The following is an 18,321-nucleotide window of genomic DNA, read 5'->3' on the forward strand; positions in this document are numbered from 1 at the left end:
AGAAAAAATTATTTTCAAATACTGATGAATCTTATAGTTAATGTAGATTCAAAATTAACACATCAACAAATACTTGAAAAAATTATCCCAATTTATGAAGATGAAATAGGATGTGAAGCAGTCTGTTTCATAAATAATGACATTTGTATTGGTGATCAATTTATAATTCCAGACTCACTAAACCAGAAACATCAAAATCCTGAGTTTTTCACCAAGTTGCATAATGGAAATTTTGCAAAGGAAAAATTTGCTTACGATAATTTCAACGATTTACATTATTATGCTTACCAATTATCAGAACTTGGCTGGCTGATATTAATAGACAAATATCAACTTTCTGATGTCTTACTGGAAAATTTTAATAAACCAATTATTTATCTTAAAAGCAAACTGGAACTTGCTTGTAAAACAAAATCCACCAACCAATTAGAAAAAAGACTAGATACCCAATCTGAGCTAGTCAATGAAATATTGAGTGGTGTCATCATTGTCAAATTGGATGGAAGCCTTTTTTATCTTAATAAAATAGCAAAAAAGTGGACAGGTATTGATGACGAAAATTTGAATGATTTTAAAATTTTTGATATTGAAGAAAATTTTAAAGATCACGAAGAACATAAATGGCTGGAACATGTAGAAGAACTTAAGCTAGTAGATGATTTAAAGGTAGAAGGCGAAATTAGGAACGTCAGAAATAATAAGATCACCTTTACAGATGTTTCACTAAAATACTTCTCTATAAATAATAAAGAATTTATCATTGCCAATTTAATAGATACTACTGAGAAATTAAGTTCTAAAAAGAAATTGGGTGAAGAAATAGAATTGCAAGATTTACTACTAAAAATAGCTGGAAAATATTTAAACATAAACTACTCTAAAATTGAGGAAACAATTCAAAAATCCCTCGGTGAAATTGGCACCTATATAGATGCTGATAGAGTTTACATATTCGATTATAATTTTAAAACTGAAACCTGCAGCAATACATTTGAATGGTGCGCAAAAAATATTAGCCCTGAAAAAGATAATCTTCAGGACATACCTATTAAATTTTTTCCCGAATGGATTGAAAAGCATAGGAAAAAAGAACCCTTTATAATTGATAATATAGATGAGCTGCCAGACTCTGGAGAACAAGGGCTAAAAGCAATACTAAGTGCACAAAACATTAAAAGCCTGATAACACTACCCATGTTGGAAGGCGATAATCTACTAGGCTTTGTTGGTTTCGATTCTGTATATGACTTCAAAAAATATAGCACAAGGGAAATTAAGTTGCTTTCATTATTTTCTCATATGCTTGTTAATATTCAGGTAAGAAAACAATGGGAAAACAACTTCATGACACAAAGAAATAGGTACAGAAGTATTATAAATAATGTTAACTTGGGCTTGATAGAAGTCAACAAAGATTTTGAAATAAAGTTTGTCAACGAAAATTTCTGTAATCTTTTAAATTACAATGCGGAGGAGTTAATGAACGTTAACAGCTTGAATACTTTTCTAGATAGTGATGCTCAATTGAATCTTTATGAAAAATTAATCTCGCTTAAAGAGGGAGAAAATATTTCATTAGAATTACGCCTTTTTAATAAGCAAAAAATACAAAAACCCGTTTTTATAAGTATATGTGCGCTTATAGATAAATTCAATCAAACAAAAGGCTATTTAGGCTCTCTTATTGATTTAGAGGAGCAAAAAACAATTGAACAGGATCTTAAAACAGCAAAAGATAAAGCTGAAATTGCTTCGAGAGCAAAAGAAACTTTCTTAGCCAATATAAGTCATGAAATGAGAACTCCTTTGCATATCATAAATGGGACTTTAAGTGAGGTTTTAAAAACCGATACAAATGAACACCAATCATTTCTTTTGAAAAGAGGTAATCTAGCTTCCAATCATTTACTTAATCTCGTTAATAATGTCTTAGATATTGCTAAAATTAACTCTGATGAGATCCAACTTATTTATAAAATTGAATCCCTCTACAAAACCACAGAGGAAGTATATAATATGCTAAAGCCCTTAGCCGATGATAAGCAAATTATCTTCAATTTTCATTTCAATCTTAATTTAGAAGTTCAATTTCTTTTTGATGCTCAGAAACTAAATCAAGTACTCATCAATTTGATATCCAATGCTATCAAGTTTACAGATAACGGCTCTGTTGATTTTTACATAAGTCAGGTTAACGACTGCAATAAATATTCAACCATAAGATTTGTAATCCAGGATTCCGGTATTGGTATGACACATGATTTTAAAAAAGATCTTTTCGAAAGCTTCAAAAGAGAAATCAATTTTAATGTTAATGCTGAAAGTGGAACAGGCTTAGGCATGCCAATTTCCAAACGATTGATAAAACTGATGGGAAGCGAAATTAAAGTAAAAACTAAAAAAAATTATGGTAGTGAATTTTACTTTGACTTGAAGTTGAAAAAAGTATTTACTGAAACAGATCCAAAAAATAACAAATTTGACTTTGAAAATATTGCAGGTAAAAATATCCTTGTCACAGAAGATAATTTGATAAGTCAATTTTTAATAGAGAAAAAACTAAAACGCCAAGGTGCAAATATTTCCAAATGCAATGATGGATTAGAAGCTATTAAACTATTGAAAAAACAAAGCTTTGACCTCTTACTTATTGATATGCAAATGCCAAATCTCAATGGTTTGGAAACCGTGAAAATAATTCGTGAAGAATTAGAATTGGAAGTGCCTATCGTTGTAATAACTGCTAATGTTTATTCCAGAGATATAAATAAATTTAAAAAATATAATATTAAAGATTTCGTATTAAAACCTTTTAAGGATGAAGATTTATATAGTAGCGTATCTAGAGTATTAGAAGAAAAATCTTCTATGCTAATCCCTGAAAATGATTTAAAAAACACAGAAGAAACGTATCTTACAGAAACACTTCTGGAAATAGCTGATGATGATATCGAATTTTTTAATGAATTGAAGGAAATCTTTCAGGCCACTATAAAAGAAACCTTGATAGATATGAAACTAAATATGCGACAAAAGAATTCTGAAGCAATATTGAAAATTCTGCATAAGATAAAGCCAAGTTTAATTGATCTTAAACAAACCGATGCAGTTTCCAGAATAAGAAGTATCGAACAAAAGGATATTAAGTCTTATCATGAAATTAGTGAAAACATTGAAGATATCTTTAAAATATTAACAGTATTATATTCTGAAATAAAAGATCTTGAGATCCCAATTCCATGATAGTAATGTCATTTTTCTAATAAATAACTACTCTTCAATCAAAGTATAGCTAAAGACGTAATCAAAAGAAGGGTGGTAGATAAGAAGCTTAAAAACATTTAAGAATTCATATGTCTTACAGATAATTGACCTCATTTTTCCATACCTATGTTTATAAATCCCCATTAATAAAGCTTTTAACCTTTTTTCTATCGTCATAACCCAGGGAATTTGAAAAGGTATATCTATAATAAAAAGTATAATTGTGATTGAAGTGAACATCTAGTCTTACAGGAAAACCACAAAAGAAAAGTTTGTAAGCATAGATTTCAATTTTAAAAGGCCTTTTGATAATTTTATGTTTGGCCCTGGGAGTACCAAGCTGATCTTTGTGTAAATAAAACTTCGCCCCTTCCATCAATTCAACGGTAGAATGTAATTTATAGGATGAACTATCAGTTAAAAAAACAAAGAGCTTGTAATAATCTGATAAATTTTTGAAGTCTTTAAATGAAATAAACGAAGAATTTAAATCTTGATATTTTTTGAATAGGTTGATGAATAATTTTGGCATTACGTTGAAATGAATATTTGATATAAATTAACTTCTAGTACTCTAAAATTTCACATCTTAGCTTGAATTTGAACTTCATAAATCTGTATATCCTCCTTAAGGATACTACTTAATTTTTCAACAATTTTAAATAACTTCTACTCATAAAAAGTATTAAGTCTTCACTTAAAATCAATAATAATGTTTTGCAAAACACTCTTAAACTAGACCAGCACCAGTAGTTCTAAATCTTAAAGAGCGCCGTTTAATAGCACCCATTCAGAAGCTGTAGCAACAATTTCCAATGATCCACCCTGAGTGCCAATATCTACACTTAGGATCCCTTCTATTATATCTCCTGTTGCTGCAAGAACTGATACTAAACCAAGTCCTCCAGTACGTTTAACATATACACGAAAACCATCGTTTACGCTTGATAAAGAAGGCAACGTAACTTCTGCAGCTTCATTTACTACAAATAAAGTTCTTCTCTGATTTTTAGTAATTGAAAAATCTTCAGATTTATACTCAACCTTTAGCTCAAAGGCTCTATAAAAGGTCGTCCATTGTCTACCATCATATACCTCTACCTGGTTCGCAGTTGTATTGTACAATTATTAAACCTTTAGCTGGTGTACTTATGTTATTATCTCTTTCGCTTTCTGTTAACCTTGGCGGTAAAAAGCCTTTTCCGGTGCTTTGTAATTCTAAAACTGCAGAGTTATCTGATGTTTGAGTACCAATGCCCACCTGAGCATTTAAGGCGTTTAAACCTGTAAATATGAACATTAGAGTTATTATTATTTTTTACGTAATTTTTAAATTTAATGTTAATTTTTATGTTTTTTTTTGACCAGCCTTTTTAATAATTAGTACAACAGCAACAATAAGACCCAGCGCAATATGACTATCGATTGATGGTGCAGGTAAATCCGCATCATTAACATCATCACCAGATATGGGAGGCAATTCACTTTGAGCAAATAGGTTATATACAGAACTAAGCTGAAGAACTAAAAAAATTAAACCTTTTTTCATGTTATATTAATCTTTAATTATTTTTTTGATGGTTTTACCTTTTCTTGTATAAATATGTAGCAGGTATACTCCAGACATGAAGCTACTTAGATCTATTTGAGAACTGCCACCAACTTTTAAAACTGATCGCCCCTGAAGATCAAAAGCCTCTATGCCTTCTACCGGAAATTCAGCTTGTATGGTAACCAATCCTTTAGAAGGGTTGGGATAAGCGCTAACTCTTGAGTTTTCAAAATCATCCTGAGATAAGGTCACATTTTCAAAAACCAGACTAAACCTTCCTGAGTTGCTACTGTCGGTACTAGCATCCACTTCAAACGGATAGCTAAGTTTTTAACCTACCTCCGTAAGGGTTTCAAGATAATTATTTTTTCATTTGCATTTAAAGTTCCAGATATACTCTCAAGGCTACCAATAACTCTAAGTGAGCCGGCACTAGTAACATCAGCTGTAAAGCTTGCTGAATTCGATTCCAGAATTAACTGTCTTACGTCTATGGGTTGAGCCTCAGAAAAGTTAAGAACATAAGAACCAGTCGAGTTAACAGTTCCTAATTTTAATGTGGCTTCGCTCAGATTAATAGTTCCAGTGTTGGTAAGACTGGCATCCAAAATGAAAGTGCTTTCACCAAAACTGAATGTGCCATTGTTGGTGACATTGGATTGAGAAATAAGGTCAATATCACTCCCAACCTGGACAACCGTATTTTCTAAAATGGTAAATTGAGAATGTGCCTGAAATACAAAAAGCAACATGACTACAAGGGACCAACATAATTTTATTGCATTCATTTAGTTTATTTTAATCGGATTTAAGTCTATCTCCATGCCATAAACACATACAACTGCTTTACAGCTTGTTATGATTATTTCAAACTATAGTGTTTCCGTTTTATATAGTTTTATTCTAATTTCTGAAATGATATATGCTTCTAGATGATAAAAGTATTTGACGTCATAAAAAGTTATATTTTAATTCCTGCTTTTAGAATAATTCTGTACGAGTTTGTATTCAAAAGCATACTTAAATACACTCCTTAAAAATTGATAAGATTTGATATTCAGTTTTTATGATGATACTCTTTTCTAAAGTCAAGTAACTCAAAATCTAATAGCTACAGTAACATATGTACAGGCTCATTAGCTCGCCAAATTAACTAAGCTAAGATTTAAGATTTCTTCAACTTTATTTGGTTGTAACGGCTTTTGATAACTTCCGCTGAAAAAATCAGATTTAAAGTTTAAAGCATAAGACTCCAGATTATCTTCTGATGACACTAAGTAGAATTGTGGAAGATCAGAATGTTCTTTCAGGATTTCTTTAAGGGAATCGTGTACCTCCAGACCCGTCATCTCCGGCATATTGTAATCGCAAAGAATAACCGAAGGAACAGCTAAGTCTCCAGTCGTCATATCGGTGATAAATTGTTCTGGATTTTGGTAAGTCACCAAATCTAAATCAGAAGAACAGGACTTAAACATTTGTTTTGTGGCAAAGCCTACAAGAGAGTGGTCATCTACTATGGCAATTGATATCTTATTATTCATAATTATTTTTTTAATGTACATACCAACTGAGATGCCATTTGTATATATTTCTGTTATTCAATGATTTAAATTTTATATTGATATCAAAGTCTCCGTTTAAAATAAGAATATTCCGTATTTCGTGATTTTATCTCTGTTGGCACAAAACTCTTCTTGTCGATTTTTTAAAAAAAACATAAAAAAACCTCCCAGGCTTGGGAGGTTTTAAAACTGTATTTAAAATAAGTTTTATTTTTTTACAAATTTTATCATCTGAGAGTGTTTCCCGTCATTACCATCTACTTTGGCGAAATAAATGCCAGTAGATAGATCACTCACATCAATTGTCACTTCCTTACTTGTAGTGACCAACCTTCCACTCATGTCATAAATTGTGACTTTTTCAAGTCTAAAATTAGACCCTGCAATTGTTATGGAGCCTGAGGCCGGATTTGGATAGAGTTTTATATCAAGGTCCAAACCTATATCTCTCACTCCTAATGTCTCATCAACAATTACAATAACAGCAACAGTTGTACTGTTACCTGCAGCATCTGTAGCCGTTAAATTAACTTCATACTCTCCAACCATAGTGAATGTATCTTCATCCAGACTTAATGTAATATCCTCTTCAACAGTACAGTTATCAAACACACTTACTAAGAGATCAACGGGTAGAATTGTCACTGTATCATTGTCATCTAAGTTAACAGTTATACCTGTTGCTTCTAGCGAAGGAGCACTATTATCTACAACCGTTACAGTTGCAGTTGCTGTAGCTTCATTGCCTGAAGCATCAGTTGCCGTCAAATTTACAGAGTTTTCTCCAAGATCGGCACAATCAAAACTAGTAACATCTAAAGCTAAAGTCTCAATACCGCAATTGTCAGTACTACCAGCGTCTATTTGATCGGCTGTAATACTTGCTTGACCATTAGCATCTAACTCTACTATGATATCTTGCGTAAGTACTGTAGGTGCAATAGTTTCAGTTACAGTAACCACAGCAGTAGCAGAAGCTTCATTGCCTGAAGCATCAGTTGCCGTCAAATTTACAAAGTTTTCTCCAAGATCGGCACAATCAAAACTAGTAACGTCTAAAGCTAAAGTCTCAATACCGCAATTATCTGATGACCCATTGTCTACTTCATCCGCTGTGATACTTGCAGCACCTGTTTCGTCGAGTTCTACAGTTAGGTTTTGAACTATTGCTGTAGGTAAACTATTATCTACAACAGTAACAGTTGCCGTTGCTGTAGCCTCATTGCCTGAAGCATCAGTTACAGTTAAGGTCACGAAGTTTTCTCCAAGATCGGCACAATCAAAACTAGTAACATCTAAAGCTAAAGTCTCAACACCACAATTGTCTGATGACCCATTGTCTACTTCAGCTGCTGTGATACTTGCAGAGCCTGTTTCGTCGATTTCTACAGTTAGATTTTGAGCTATTGCTGTAGGTAAACTATCATCTACAACAGTTACAGTTGCAGTTGCTGTAGCTTGATTTCCAGAACTATCTGTTACAGTTAAGATCACAAAGTTTTCTCCAAGATCGGCACAATCAAAATTAGTAACATCTAAAGCTAAAGTCTCGATACTACAATTGTCTGATGAACCATTGTCTATTTCAGCCGCTGTGATACTTGCAGAACCTGTTTCGTCGAGTTCTACAGTTAGGTTTTGAGCGATTGCTGTTGGAGCTGAGTTATCTTCAACGGTTATGGTTTGTGTATCTGTAGACTGATTCCCGCTAGAATCGGTTGCGGTCCAGTTGACAACAGTAGAACCAATTGGGAATACTGCCGGTGCATCGTTTTCTATTTCTGACGAAGATGTAATTTTCACATTGTCTACAGCAAAAAAATCATTTTCTGTATTCGTCCCATTAAGTCCAACAGCGTTAAACCTAAAACTATTGTTTCCTTTAGGTAAGTAAATACCGAGTTCAATACTGTCTGTCTCGGTATGTGTAGCATTGCTAAGGAATACAGGTGGACCAACGTCAACAAAATCACCTGTACCACCTATATCCACTTGTAATTGAGCAAAATAATCAGGATGAGTAGGCTTAGGAAAATTATGGTTATGGAAGTGAGTAAATGTAAAGGTGTTGACGAATACTCCTTTATCTATAACTATATCAAATACGGGTTTATTGATACTTCCAAACTGTCGTGTTACATAAACATAGTTTCCAGCAAAATCTTCAATACCCTGACCTCCCTTTAAGACAGCAGATTGTACTATGCCTTTTGCAAAACTAGGAGTGATTTCAATTTGATTAACCGAAGCATTTTCCATATCCCATTCAATAAAGACGCTCTCACAATTCTCTTCAATTGTAGGTAAACCCAGATTTAAATTAGAAGCAGAACAAAGATCGAGATCAGTGTTTATTATCACATCATTAGGTGCTGTAATTGTCGGTGCTAGATTATCTACAACCGTTACAGTTGCTGTTGCTGTAGCTTCATTACCTGAAGTATCCGTCACAGTTAAGGTCACAAGGTTTTCTCCAAGACTAGAACAGTCAAAATTAGTGACATCTAAAGCTAAAGTCTCAACACCGCAATTGTCTGTTGAACCATTATCTACTTCAGCTGCTGTGATACTTGCAGAGCCTGTTTCGTCGAGTTCTACAGTTAGGTTTTGAGCTATTGCTGTAGGTGAACTGTTATCTACAACCGTTACAGTTGCAATTGCTGTAGCTTCATTGCCTGAGGTATCAGTCACAGTCAATGTCACAAAGTTTTCTCCAAGATCGGCACAATCAAAACTAGTAACATCTAAAGCTAAAGTCTCAACACCACAATTATCTGATGAACCATTATCTACTTCAGCCGCTGTGATACTTGCAGAGCCTGTTTCGTCGAGTTCTACAGTTAGGTTTTGAGCTATTGCTGTAGGTGCATTTTCATCGATAAATGTCACATCAAAGCTCGTTTGCGTTGTAAAACCATATTCGTCTTCAACAGTTACAGTAACAGTTACTGTCCCTGTCTGGTCAAATTCAGGGGTTAATGTAAGAGTACGAGTAGCCCCAGTTGATGAAATATCAAATGTATTTAATAAGCTAGTATTACTCGAACTTGCTGATACTATTAAATCATTAGCAGAGGTTTCATTGTCTGAAATAGTTACATCAACAACAGCATCTGTGTTAGGACAATTTGCTGCTATGTCTTCAATAGGATCTATTTCAGGTTTAGAATTGACACCAATACTTAAATTTACTGTGTCGGAACAGCCAGCGGTTGTTGTTCCTGTAATTGTAAATCCTGTTGGGGTTGGAAATGACACTGTTGGTGTTCCGCTAATTGTACCAGTAGAAGCATCAAGCGATAAGCCAGTTGGTAATGATGGCGCAATGCTGTAAGATGTACTGTTACTGGAATTTTCAATTACCTCGATAGGTGTCATTGGCTGATTAAGTTCTAAGATATAAGCCTCATTTTCTAAGCTAATATTTAAAAAATTGAGTGTAATACTAAAAACTTCGGTTGTGGTTGCTCCCTCACCATCCGTTGCAGAAATCGTGATGTCTGTAGACCCTGTAGCCTCATCTATAAATGCATACGTTAATTGATAATCTGAGCCCGTATTAGAAATTGTTAAGTCACTATCTTGAATTAATGCCGTATTAGATGATGCTGCCACCACTGTAAGTGGTGTGTCCGGAAACTCATCACTCACCGTAAAATTGATTGGTGTAAAAGAATCTCCAACACAAAAACTTAAATCTTCTATTGTTGAAATAGTGGGAGTGTCGTTTGCTAAGGTTGTGAAATTAAAATCTGAAATTTGTGAAAAAGTAGTAACACCCTCGTTATCATATTCTGTCACCACATAAACTGTATAGGCCGTATTATAGTCAAGTCCAGACATATTGAATATAAAATCGGTACTTGCCGTCGTTGATGCTTCGTCGGCATCAGCGATGGTAACCCCGGTATAATCAACACCTGCCTTTATTTGTGCTTCTGTTGGTGGAGTTGAACCGTCTTCAACAACAACATAATAAGACTGTCCACTTTGAGAAAAAGAATAAGTTAAATCTGCAGAAGTATAGGAAATATTATCTACAGATCCATCAGAAAGCTCTGTTGCATAATCTAAAGCTGCAGGTATTACTTCTTGTACCCAAGGGTGAGAGTATTGAAAACAGCCAGGACCAGAATTATAGAAATCCCAACCCATAAATATGACGTAACCAGCTCCATATTGGATAACAGCTACTACTGCATTATCATCTGTTCCCCACATGGTAGTAAAGTTTGGTACTGAATTTTTTTTAATGGCATCGGTAGCACTTAAATAAGGAAGTGATGAAGCCGAAACATCATCAAATGGAGTACCAGCAGTGTTTGCCGTGTTTTTGGCCCAAGAAGAATTAGTCGCTCTATCTAAGTCCCATCCAAAAATGAGATTTAAAAATATATTGTCATCGTCTCCAAATGTTCCCGTCATGACCATAACACCACCATTATCGACCCAATTTTCAAATACAGCATGTCAGGCGACCGGGAAAAAAGTTGTATTTTCTGGGTCTTCTCTTTCCATGTCTGTCATGAAAAAGAAGGTACTTTCTTCTAACTGTGAGGCTAATAATGAAGCGTCTGAAAAACTAGTTATAGATCCATCTACATCATAGCCTGGTAGTGCGTCTATAATGCCTATTAAATTTTCATTTTCATCACCACACCCTCCAGTACCATTTAAGTTTGGATAATTGAAGACTGATACTTGGGTGGTTTGAGACTGAACAACTGTTGCTATTAAAACGAACAACAGTGAAAACAATACATTTAAGTTGTAATTTTTATTCATGATGATTTACTGTTTTAAGAATGAGTAATTTGTTAAGTTAAAAGACACTTTTTTGTATCGCGCTTCTCCATTTCTTACAATTGCGTATTTAATAAGACCAACATTTTCTTTCATGCTGACCTGTTCGAGTAACAAATAGGATTCATGTTCATCAATATCATTCTCTGTGATAAGTGTGAATTCTGTGTACTTGATCTCTTTAAGAAAATCAAAATCAATGTCATTATCCAAAATATGAGTTATCTCCAAATTTTGGTGATTATAGAAGTGTTCAAAAAGATTTGCTTTTGCTTTATTGTTATCAATATTTTGCTCTGGCACTTGCCCAAATAATGATGTAGACACAATAAAAATTAATAGTGTAAGTAGGTTTTTTTTCATGTTTAAAAAAGTTTTAGTTAATAAGTTAAATTAAGGCGCATAATCAAAAGAGTTCAAAACTTGGATAATTTTAAAACTGTTGAATTTGAGTTGTCAAATTCCTAGTTTACCATCTTTTTAAAAGGTTTTATATCATAGGTGAATAATTTATTTAGGGATTGAAATTTTGAATATTAGTATAGTGTATTAGTTTATTACTCTCTAAGACAGGATGATCAATTTCTTTAACTTGGATAGGAATACCATATAAGAAGAGATTTGTATAAGTTATTTCATACTCAGATCTTATGAGCTTCAGATTCTTCTCGCTTATATAAATTACAAGCCCAAGGTCATTTTTATGAATGCAACCCAAGCACATACTATTCAATGTTTGTATTAACTTTCTTACCTCTCTTCGTTTAAGAAAAGCAGTAATATATTTCAATGCATGAATTTGATTATATGGTTTCATAAAGGACAGGTATATATAAAATTTAAGGCTTTCAACTAGCAATATTGAATCGTGATTTATTTATAAGGTGCTGAACTTTAATTACACCTAATGACTTTTCCCAGATACCGCAAAAGAAATCAGAATTAAATTTTTCTGAATGTAATAAAAGATTATCCTCAGATGATACCACGTAAAAACAACAATGGTTCTCTTCTTCTCCAAGGAAATTTTTTAAGTTATCATGCACTTCCAAGCCTGTCATTTCAGGCATATCATAATCACAGAGTATTACCGATGGAATTGATATCTCCTCAGCTTCGATGTCTGCTATAAATTTTTCTGGATTTTGATAAGTCAGTATACTTGATGCCGTTAAGCACGCCTTCACCATGTGTTTTGTCGCAAATATTACAAGTGGATCATTGTCTATTATGGCAACTGTAAATTTATCTAACATAAATATTTGTTTTTAAATTCTTAAAAACCCAAATGCCGACAATTCAACTTATTGATAATGAGTGATTAACGCAAGATTAAAAAGCACAAAAGATGTTATTTTAGAACACTTTTTACGATATACGGAAACTAAGCTTCTGCCCTATATTGAATTTCAACACATTTATCACCCCCAATCTCTACACTATTGACTTTTAAGTCATTAAGCAAACCTCCTCAAAATTTAAGCTGTTAGGTCATTAACCTTAGTTGATAGTTCATTTTTGAATTGAAATCAAAGAATTTTACACATAAGAAAACCCCTCTATCACGAGGGGTTAAATGCTAAGAAGAGTTTTATTTAACTTATTATAATTGAGACCACTATTACTTCTTAACAAATTTTAATACTTGAGTATACCTACCGTCTTTACCATCTATTTTTACGAAATAAACACCGCTTGAAAGGTCACTGATGTCTATTGAGGGTTTCTCTGTACGGCTTGATTTGATCAGCCTACCATTACTATCATAAATACTTATAGTTTTTATTTCAACATTTGACACTTCAAAATTGATGAGCTGTGAGGATGGATTAGGATAAAGTTTGACTTGCGGATCATTCCCAAAACCCTCTATGCTCAATGTAGAGTCTTCTACAGTTACCACAGCTGTATTTGTTACTGCATTGCCAGAAGAATCTTTTGTTGTTACATTGACAGTGTAAGTCCCGACTTCAACAAAGGTATCTCGATCAAGATCCAGGGCTATATCATTTATAGAAGAACAATTATCTCCAAGACTTTCAATAACATCCTCAGGAAGAATCATTATGGACGGATTTCCTGATAGGTCTACCGTAATATCTTTTGTGGTCAGACTTGGGGCTATGTTATCTTCTATAAAAGTGGCTTTAAAACTAGCTTTAGTAATAGCTCCCATTTCATCTGCAACAGATAATGTTATAGTGGCGCTTCCGAAAGAAGACGCTTTTGGTATTACTGTAATTTTACTCTCACCTACTGATGAATCAATATTAATGGTTTCAATTAAATCAGTATTATCAGAATAAGCTGAAAAATGAAGATTATCAAAATCTGTTTCATAATCTGAAAACACAACATCAAGCGTAATATTTTCATTTTGACAAGCTTCTTGGTCTTCGACCTCTGCTATCGTAGGTGCTGAATTTGTTGAGATATTAAGTATTACTTCATCATAACACGTATTTCTTGTAAATACAGAAACGGTATAATCCTGTGCTTGTCTAACTTCTGTAGGTGTGCCAGAAATTTCTCCTGTTTGCTTATCCAAGACTAAACCGTCAGGAAGTTGAGGGGTTATAGAATAAGAAAGCTGTTTATCTCTTTTGGCAAATGCTAATTTCTCTTGACTAAACATAGCTGATCCACCTTTACCTTCAATTATGAGAGTTTTCACAGGCTCAATAAATTCAATAACTCCAGAAACATAATCCTCTTCCTGAACATCTATAATATCATATATGTCGATATTGGAACCTCTTATGTTTACTCCTTTAAGACCATGCCTTACCATAAAAGCTGCATTAAAATTAAATGAAGAAAAACCACCAGATAAGGCTCCAGTAAAATCGTCCAATAATAGATTTAAATTTTTTACTGGTTTTGAAAATTCGATACTGACTAGTGGAGATAGGGAAGAAAACTCTATACCAACTCCTTTATTGAAATTATTTTCAATAATCGAACTTAAATCAATTTCAATAATACTCGAACTCTCTAAATTATGGATTTCAAAATTGATTTCATCTAAAGTTCCTTTCTTATTGGTCTGATAATCTGAGAAAATTAATCTATTACTCTCTAAGTTATCAAATTGGATATTATCGATTTTTTGATTGATTGGGAAAGTAAATTCGTTTTCATCAATTCGCAGGTCTGGACTTGGATTGACTTTAACTTCAAAATCTTGTGAAGTACTCGCCCCGTCTTCATCAACAACCTTAAGTAAAATTGTGGATACACCATAGGTATCATCTAAGGTTGATAAGAGTATATTTTTTTCGCCATCAGACCCATTAATTGAAGAGACTTTAATTAATTTAGAATTGGACGAATAAACAATAAATTCAAGATCATCAGTTGCTGTTTCCTTATCATCTATGTTTACAGTAATTAAAAGATCAGAATTTTGACAAATTTCTTGATTGTTTACAGAAGTCATTGTAGGACTGACGTTAAAATGATCTCTAACAGCTTTATTGTTTGTGTCAATATTATATTTATTTAGCTGACTCTTAATTGCTTTAAGATGATCTGCCGTATTTAATTTTTTATTTAAGCTACTAATCACTAGGGAATCAAAATCCTTGGCAATCAAACTATTTGATTGAACGGAAGTCATCAAGATTATTAAGGTGACAAAGGAAGATTTTAAAAACATTTTTTTAAAAAAACCTGGCAATTCAGATGCCACTAATTTATATGCCTCTAATTGAGCACAGTAAAAATGAATACTAAAATAAAGATTCCGAATTATAAATTACTTTTTCGGAATCTGTAATTCAAAATTGAATAAAAATGTATGCCTAGCATTGAGTTTTGTTTATCCAAGAAAAAAACAACAGAACTACTCTACGGGTTGTCTGTTTTCTTAACATTAAAAAAAGGCCTTTAATTACTAACTCTAAGAAGTGGTTACATTATCATATGATTAGAAAGATTAATGACTTCACTCAATGAAACCTGCCCAATCTTTCTTCCAGTAACTGAAATAAGGAAGCGATATCTGTCCTTGAGTTATTTCGGTTTCTGGCACTGGTTTTTTTTAACAATAGTATTCAAATACTGATTGACAGTTTTTTTGGTGATGCTGGTAATCGGCTTGTCAAACAGCTTTTCCTCTCTAAGCCACTTTTCAAAAAGACCAATTCTACTTTTGTATTGAACATATGAGTTTTTATTCATCATGTGCTCTTTCATGGAAAGTCCAAACTTAAACGCTTCATCAATACTCATGATAATTAATTTGCGCTTTTATATATCAGCTGGTGACCAAATGTTATCCTTATTTTTCTTGCTTCTAGAAACCGTAATACCACATTCCTTAAGCAGGACATTTGAGGTCTCAGTCAATATAATTTCAGTATTATTTAAAAATTTAGTAGGGATAATTTCTATCAATTTATGCTCCAAAAGAGCATTATTACCATCAACTAAATCCTGCATGTAGTAGACTCGTTTAGTTTCTCTATCAAAAAAAGCTTCCAAAGCTCGTTCTACGTTACAAGTCTCTCGTCCTGTTATCGTTTTCCAGATTAAATAGAAATACAGCAGCTTATCATCTACGGAAAGTTCAAAAGGCTCTATTTTTTGTATAAGTGTTAATTCTTTGTGCTCTTCCAATAATTTAATGACCAACTTATATAATCCAAGAGTGTTGATTTCATCATTATCTCTCTGTTTTCCTAACTCACATATTTCTTCCAATAATTCAAAAATATCAGAGATAGCATTTTTAAGCTCAGGAACAGGTTCATTTTTTAAAATAGCTTCACAAAGTTTTTCGTTGACAGTAAACTGATTATTTGCTCCTGCCACCTGCACTCTATGTTTGGAAAGCTTCTTTTTTAAATAAGCTTTGGATTGTAGATAATTAAAATCTTCGTTAAACTCCAGTAACTTCATCGGATTACAACCGAAGTATTCAATCATGTCATTTAGATCTACCGTATCCCCTTTGTAATTTAAGGTGAATACAATAGCGATAAAAAAAGACTGACTTTTGGTTGTACCAAAATAATCTGATAAAATATTTAATTCAGCTTTTTGTTCAGTAAAAAATCCTTCTTTAAGTTCACAATTTTTAGCCTTTTCATAGACTTCCCCTATGCAATCCAGTAGTTTATGTTTTTCTCTTGTCTCCATATGTTTTTGTTTATGATGCAAATAAAAGATCCAGTCAAGACAAAAAGTGTCGCACCTAATTCAAAGTTTTAAAAAAATAGGCTTTTACCAAATGTCTTCTGAATTATCAAATAAATTTCCTTCAGGTTCATTCATGTGAACCTGACTGGAATGAACCATGAACAAAGTAGTTTTTACACGTGTAAGAGCTACATATTTTAGATTATTTTCTTGTATCACCTCCCAGGCTTTGTGGTTCTCTTTAACATAAGGCAACTTGTCGTAATCCAAAATAAAAACTCTATCATTCTCCAGACCTTTACATTTATGTATGGTTGAAAGTTTTACGGCACCACTTTCGTTTGATATCAAGTTTTCTATACGTTGAATAAGTCCATTGATAGTTGGAACTTCACTATGGATAGACGTTTGCTTTTTGATAAAATCTATTCGCCTTTTAATATATTCTGTTTCCTGCTGGATGAACTCTTCTTTACTAATAGCATCTGAAAACTTTGTGGCCTTTTTCTCTATAAAGTAAATATTCCGTTCTTCAACTTTATCAAAAAAACCAGAAGCATTTTTAAATCGGTTTGTTAAGTTTAATTCCTGCTTAGTAAATAAAAAACGCAACTCATTTAATACATCTTTGATATCATCTTTGTGGATATTCACCTTTCGATTGTCTTCAATTAGACCAAAAAATATAAGCGTAAGAGGTGCTTTCAGTCTACTAATAATTAGATCCCCACTTATCGCAGTTTTGATCACCTCATTAAAATTGATGTGATGGACTTCTCCAGGCTTATCTCTAAAGGGTTTTATATCTGTTCTGAATTGCTGTGCGTAAGCAATGACCTTATTTGGACATCTAAAGCAATACGATAAATTCAGTTTCTTATGAGGTTTCAAGACTTTTTCAATTCGACTAAAAGACTCTATGTCGGCTCCTGTAAATCCGTAAATGGACTGACAGGGATCGCCAACAGCTATGACTCTACCCGTTTTCTTCACAAATTTGAGAGCAATGGCCAGTTGCGCTTTAGAAAGATCCTGACATTCATCCACAAATAAAATATCATAGGTTTTTAAGGGATAGATTTCAAAAACCTTAGGGAGATAAAGCATATCTGTCAAATCAATTTCATTTTTAAATTTTGCCAGAGTGTTCCCATCTTTTAAAAGTTCCTTTGTGCTTTCGAATAATATAGAAACCAAACTGTTAAGAAAGCTTTTATTGGATTTATGGGTGTCAATAATGTTGAAGTGAATAAGGAGGTTTTTAAAGTGGTTCAAATCATTTTTACCTAAATTCAATCTAAACTTGTCAACACATTCCAAAAGCTGAGATTTGAAATTTGTGCGAAAAAAATTGAACTGAGTCTGGTCAAAAGAGTTCGTTGGTTTTGGGTTGACTTTGTGGAGTTTTAAATATTTTAAAAATGAAATTTTATTTGAAGTTTCAAGAGATTGGTCAATCAATGCATAATATTTCTTTGGTTTTACTTTATAGAATTGAGAGCTATTGGATTTTAAGATGTCGTAACCTAGTTGATGTAGATTCTTTACTATAATATTCCTGTTGGTTTTTTCTTGAACCCTAGACTGAATTTCATCTCTGATGCTTTTGTTAAAAGCACAAAACATCATGGACTTACCTTCTTCCACGTATTCTATGCTTTCAATTATAGTGGTCGTTTTCCCTGAACCTGCAACAGCATTTATAATCCCGTGGCTGGAATCATGTCTTATAAAATCATAAATCAACTCTTGTTCTTTCGTGGGCTTCATCTCTGGCTATAAATTTGGAGAGTTAAAAGTCGAGAGCAAACTCTACTTCTATACTTTTATTTAAAATGCAAAGAAATGAGTGAGGTGCGCCAAAAGAAGACACCTCTATTTAATATTGGTTTCTATTTATTGGGTAAGGTCTTGTGAAAACCCAATCAAAAATTATTTATACAAAATAGCCAGTGAAGGTCATAAAAGCTTAAAAAATGATCTTTCAGTGCGTCA

General features: G+C 33.0%; 16 protein-coding genes. 1 reads left to right on the top strand and 15 read right to left on the bottom strand.

Going from position 1 to position 18,321, the window contains the following annotated elements:
• Positions 1–24 precede the first annotated feature (24 nt).
• Positions 25–3,243: a GAF domain-containing hybrid sensor histidine kinase/response regulator gene (locus LB452_RS00630; RefSeq protein WP_224459796.1), complete on the top strand. Its 3,219-nt coding sequence runs from the start codon at positions 25–27 to the stop codon at positions 3,241–3,243.
• 151 nt (positions 3,244–3,394) lie between these two features.
• Here the strand turns inward: LB452_RS00630 and LB452_RS00635 are convergent, their stop codons facing one another.
• The 15 genes from LB452_RS00635 to LB452_RS00705 all read right to left on the bottom strand — a co-directional run bounded on the left by LB452_RS00635 (position 3,395) and on the right by LB452_RS00705 (position 18,096).
• Positions 3,395–3,796, bottom strand: a complete 402-nt coding sequence (locus tag LB452_RS00635) for a hypothetical protein (RefSeq protein ID WP_224459797.1) — start codon at positions 3,794–3,796, stop codon at positions 3,395–3,397.
• A 230-nt stretch (positions 3,797–4,026) separates the two neighbouring features.
• On the bottom strand, positions 4,027–4,389 hold the full coding sequence (locus tag LB452_RS00640; protein WP_224459798.1) for a hypothetical protein: 363 nt from the start codon (positions 4,387–4,389) through the stop codon (positions 4,027–4,029).
• Positions 4,352–4,564, bottom strand: a complete 213-nt coding sequence (locus LB452_RS00645) for a hypothetical protein (RefSeq protein WP_224459799.1) — start codon at positions 4,562–4,564, stop codon at positions 4,352–4,354. Before LB452_RS00645 ends, LB452_RS00640 begins: the two co-directional genes overlap by 38 nt.
• 48 nt (positions 4,565–4,612) lie before the next feature.
• Positions 4,613–4,813: a hypothetical protein gene (locus LB452_RS00650; protein ID WP_224459800.1), complete on the bottom strand. Its 201-nt coding sequence runs from the start codon at positions 4,811–4,813 to the stop codon at positions 4,613–4,615.
• A 6-nt stretch (positions 4,814–4,819) separates the two neighbouring features.
• Positions 4,820–5,125, bottom strand: a complete 306-nt coding sequence (locus LB452_RS00655) for a T9SS type A sorting domain-containing protein (RefSeq protein ID WP_224459801.1) — start codon at positions 5,123–5,125, stop codon at positions 4,820–4,822.
• A gap of 26 nt (positions 5,126–5,151) precedes the next feature.
• Positions 5,152–5,604 (bottom strand): hypothetical protein, encoded by a 453-nt coding sequence (locus LB452_RS00660; protein ID WP_224459802.1) that lies wholly within the window; start codon positions 5,602–5,604, stop codon positions 5,152–5,154.
• 348 nt (positions 5,605–5,952) lie between these two features.
• Positions 5,953–6,360 (bottom strand): response regulator, encoded by a 408-nt coding sequence (locus tag LB452_RS00665; RefSeq protein WP_224459803.1) that lies wholly within the window; start codon positions 6,358–6,360, stop codon positions 5,953–5,955.
• 228 nt (positions 6,361–6,588) lie between these two features.
• A complete protein-coding gene (locus tag LB452_RS00670; RefSeq protein WP_224459804.1) occupies positions 6,589–10,806 on the bottom strand; it encodes a T9SS type A sorting domain-containing protein in 4,218 nt (1,405 codons plus the stop codon).
• A gap of 45 nt (positions 10,807–10,851) precedes the next feature.
• Entirely contained in the window at positions 10,852–11,166 is a 315-nt protein-coding gene (locus LB452_RS00675; protein WP_224459805.1) for a hypothetical protein, read from the bottom strand.
• 6 nt (positions 11,167–11,172) lie between these two features.
• Positions 11,173–11,547, bottom strand: coding sequence for a hypothetical protein (locus tag LB452_RS00680; protein WP_224459806.1), 375 nt, complete (start codon positions 11,545–11,547; stop codon positions 11,173–11,175).
• A 485-nt stretch (positions 11,548–12,032) separates the two neighbouring features.
• On the bottom strand, positions 12,033–12,440 hold the full coding sequence (locus LB452_RS00685) for a response regulator (RefSeq protein ID WP_224459807.1): 408 nt from the start codon (positions 12,438–12,440) through the stop codon (positions 12,033–12,035).
• A gap of 365 nt (positions 12,441–12,805) precedes the next feature.
• Positions 12,806–14,803, bottom strand: coding sequence for a T9SS type A sorting domain-containing protein (locus LB452_RS00690; RefSeq protein WP_224459808.1), 1,998 nt, complete (start codon positions 14,801–14,803; stop codon positions 12,806–12,808).
• 395 nt (positions 14,804–15,198) lie between these two features.
• Positions 15,199–15,417: a hypothetical protein gene (locus tag LB452_RS00695; protein ID WP_224459809.1), complete on the bottom strand. Its 219-nt coding sequence runs from the start codon at positions 15,415–15,417 to the stop codon at positions 15,199–15,201.
• 18 nt (positions 15,418–15,435) lie between these two features.
• Entirely contained in the window at positions 15,436–16,326 is an 891-nt protein-coding gene (locus LB452_RS00700; protein ID WP_224459810.1) for a hypothetical protein, read from the bottom strand.
• 84 nt (positions 16,327–16,410) lie between these two features.
• A complete protein-coding gene (locus LB452_RS00705; RefSeq protein ID WP_224459811.1) occupies positions 16,411–18,096 on the bottom strand; it encodes a UvrD-helicase domain-containing protein in 1,686 nt (561 codons plus the stop codon).
• Between the last annotated feature and the right edge of the window lie 225 nt (positions 18,097–18,321).

It is taken from the genome of Psychroflexus longus, assembly GCF_020164595.1.
GTDB classification, from domain to species: Bacteria; Bacteroidota; Bacteroidia; order Flavobacteriales; family Flavobacteriaceae; genus Psychroflexus; species Psychroflexus longus.

Bases quoted from the DNA above. Each gene is read 5' to 3' on its own strand.
- LB452_RS00695 (WP_224459809.1), bottom strand. From the start codon at position 15,417: ATGAGTATTGATGAAGCGTTTAAGTTTGGACTTTCCATGAAAGAGCAC.
- LB452_RS00705 (WP_224459811.1), bottom strand. From the start codon at position 18,096: ATGAAGCCCACGAAAGAACAAGAGTTGATTTATGATTTTATAAGACAT.
- LB452_RS00650 (WP_224459800.1), bottom strand. From the start codon at position 4,813: ATGAAAAAAGGTTTAATTTTTTTAGTTCTTCAGCTTAGTTCTGTATAT.
- LB452_RS00670 (WP_224459804.1), bottom strand. From the start codon at position 10,806: ATGACGGGAACATTTGGAGACGATGACAATATATTTTTAAATCTCATT.
- LB452_RS00685 (WP_224459807.1), bottom strand. From the start codon at position 12,440: ATGTTAGATAAATTTACAGTTGCCATAATAGACAATGATCCACTTGTA.
- LB452_RS00675 (WP_224459805.1), bottom strand. From the start codon at position 11,166: ATGAATAAAAATTACAACTTAAATGTATTGTTTTCACTGTTGTTCGTT.
- LB452_RS00690 (WP_224459808.1), bottom strand. From the start codon at position 14,803: ATGACTTCCGTTCAATCAAATAGTTTGATTGCCAAGGATTTTGATTCC.
- LB452_RS00680 (WP_224459806.1), bottom strand. From the start codon at position 11,547: ATGAAAAAAAACCTACTTACACTATTAATTTTTATTGTGTCTACATCA.
- LB452_RS00660 (WP_224459802.1), bottom strand. From the start codon at position 5,604: ATGAATGCAATAAAATTATGTTGGTCCCTTGTAGTCATGTTGCTTTTT.
- LB452_RS00665 (WP_224459803.1), bottom strand. From the start codon at position 6,360: ATGAATAATAAGATATCAATTGCCATAGTAGATGACCACTCTCTTGTA.
- LB452_RS00630 (WP_224459796.1), top strand. From the start codon at position 25: ATGAATCTTATAGTTAATGTAGATTCAAAATTAACACATCAACAAATA.
- LB452_RS00700 (WP_224459810.1), bottom strand. From the start codon at position 16,326: ATGGAGACAAGAGAAAAACATAAACTACTGGATTGCATAGGGGAAGTC.
- LB452_RS00645 (WP_224459799.1), bottom strand. From the start codon at position 4,564: ATGTTCATATTTACAGGTTTAAACGCCTTAAATGCTCAGGTGGGCATT.
- LB452_RS00635 (WP_224459797.1), bottom strand. From the start codon at position 3,796: ATGCCAAAATTATTCATCAACCTATTCAAAAAATATCAAGATTTAAAT.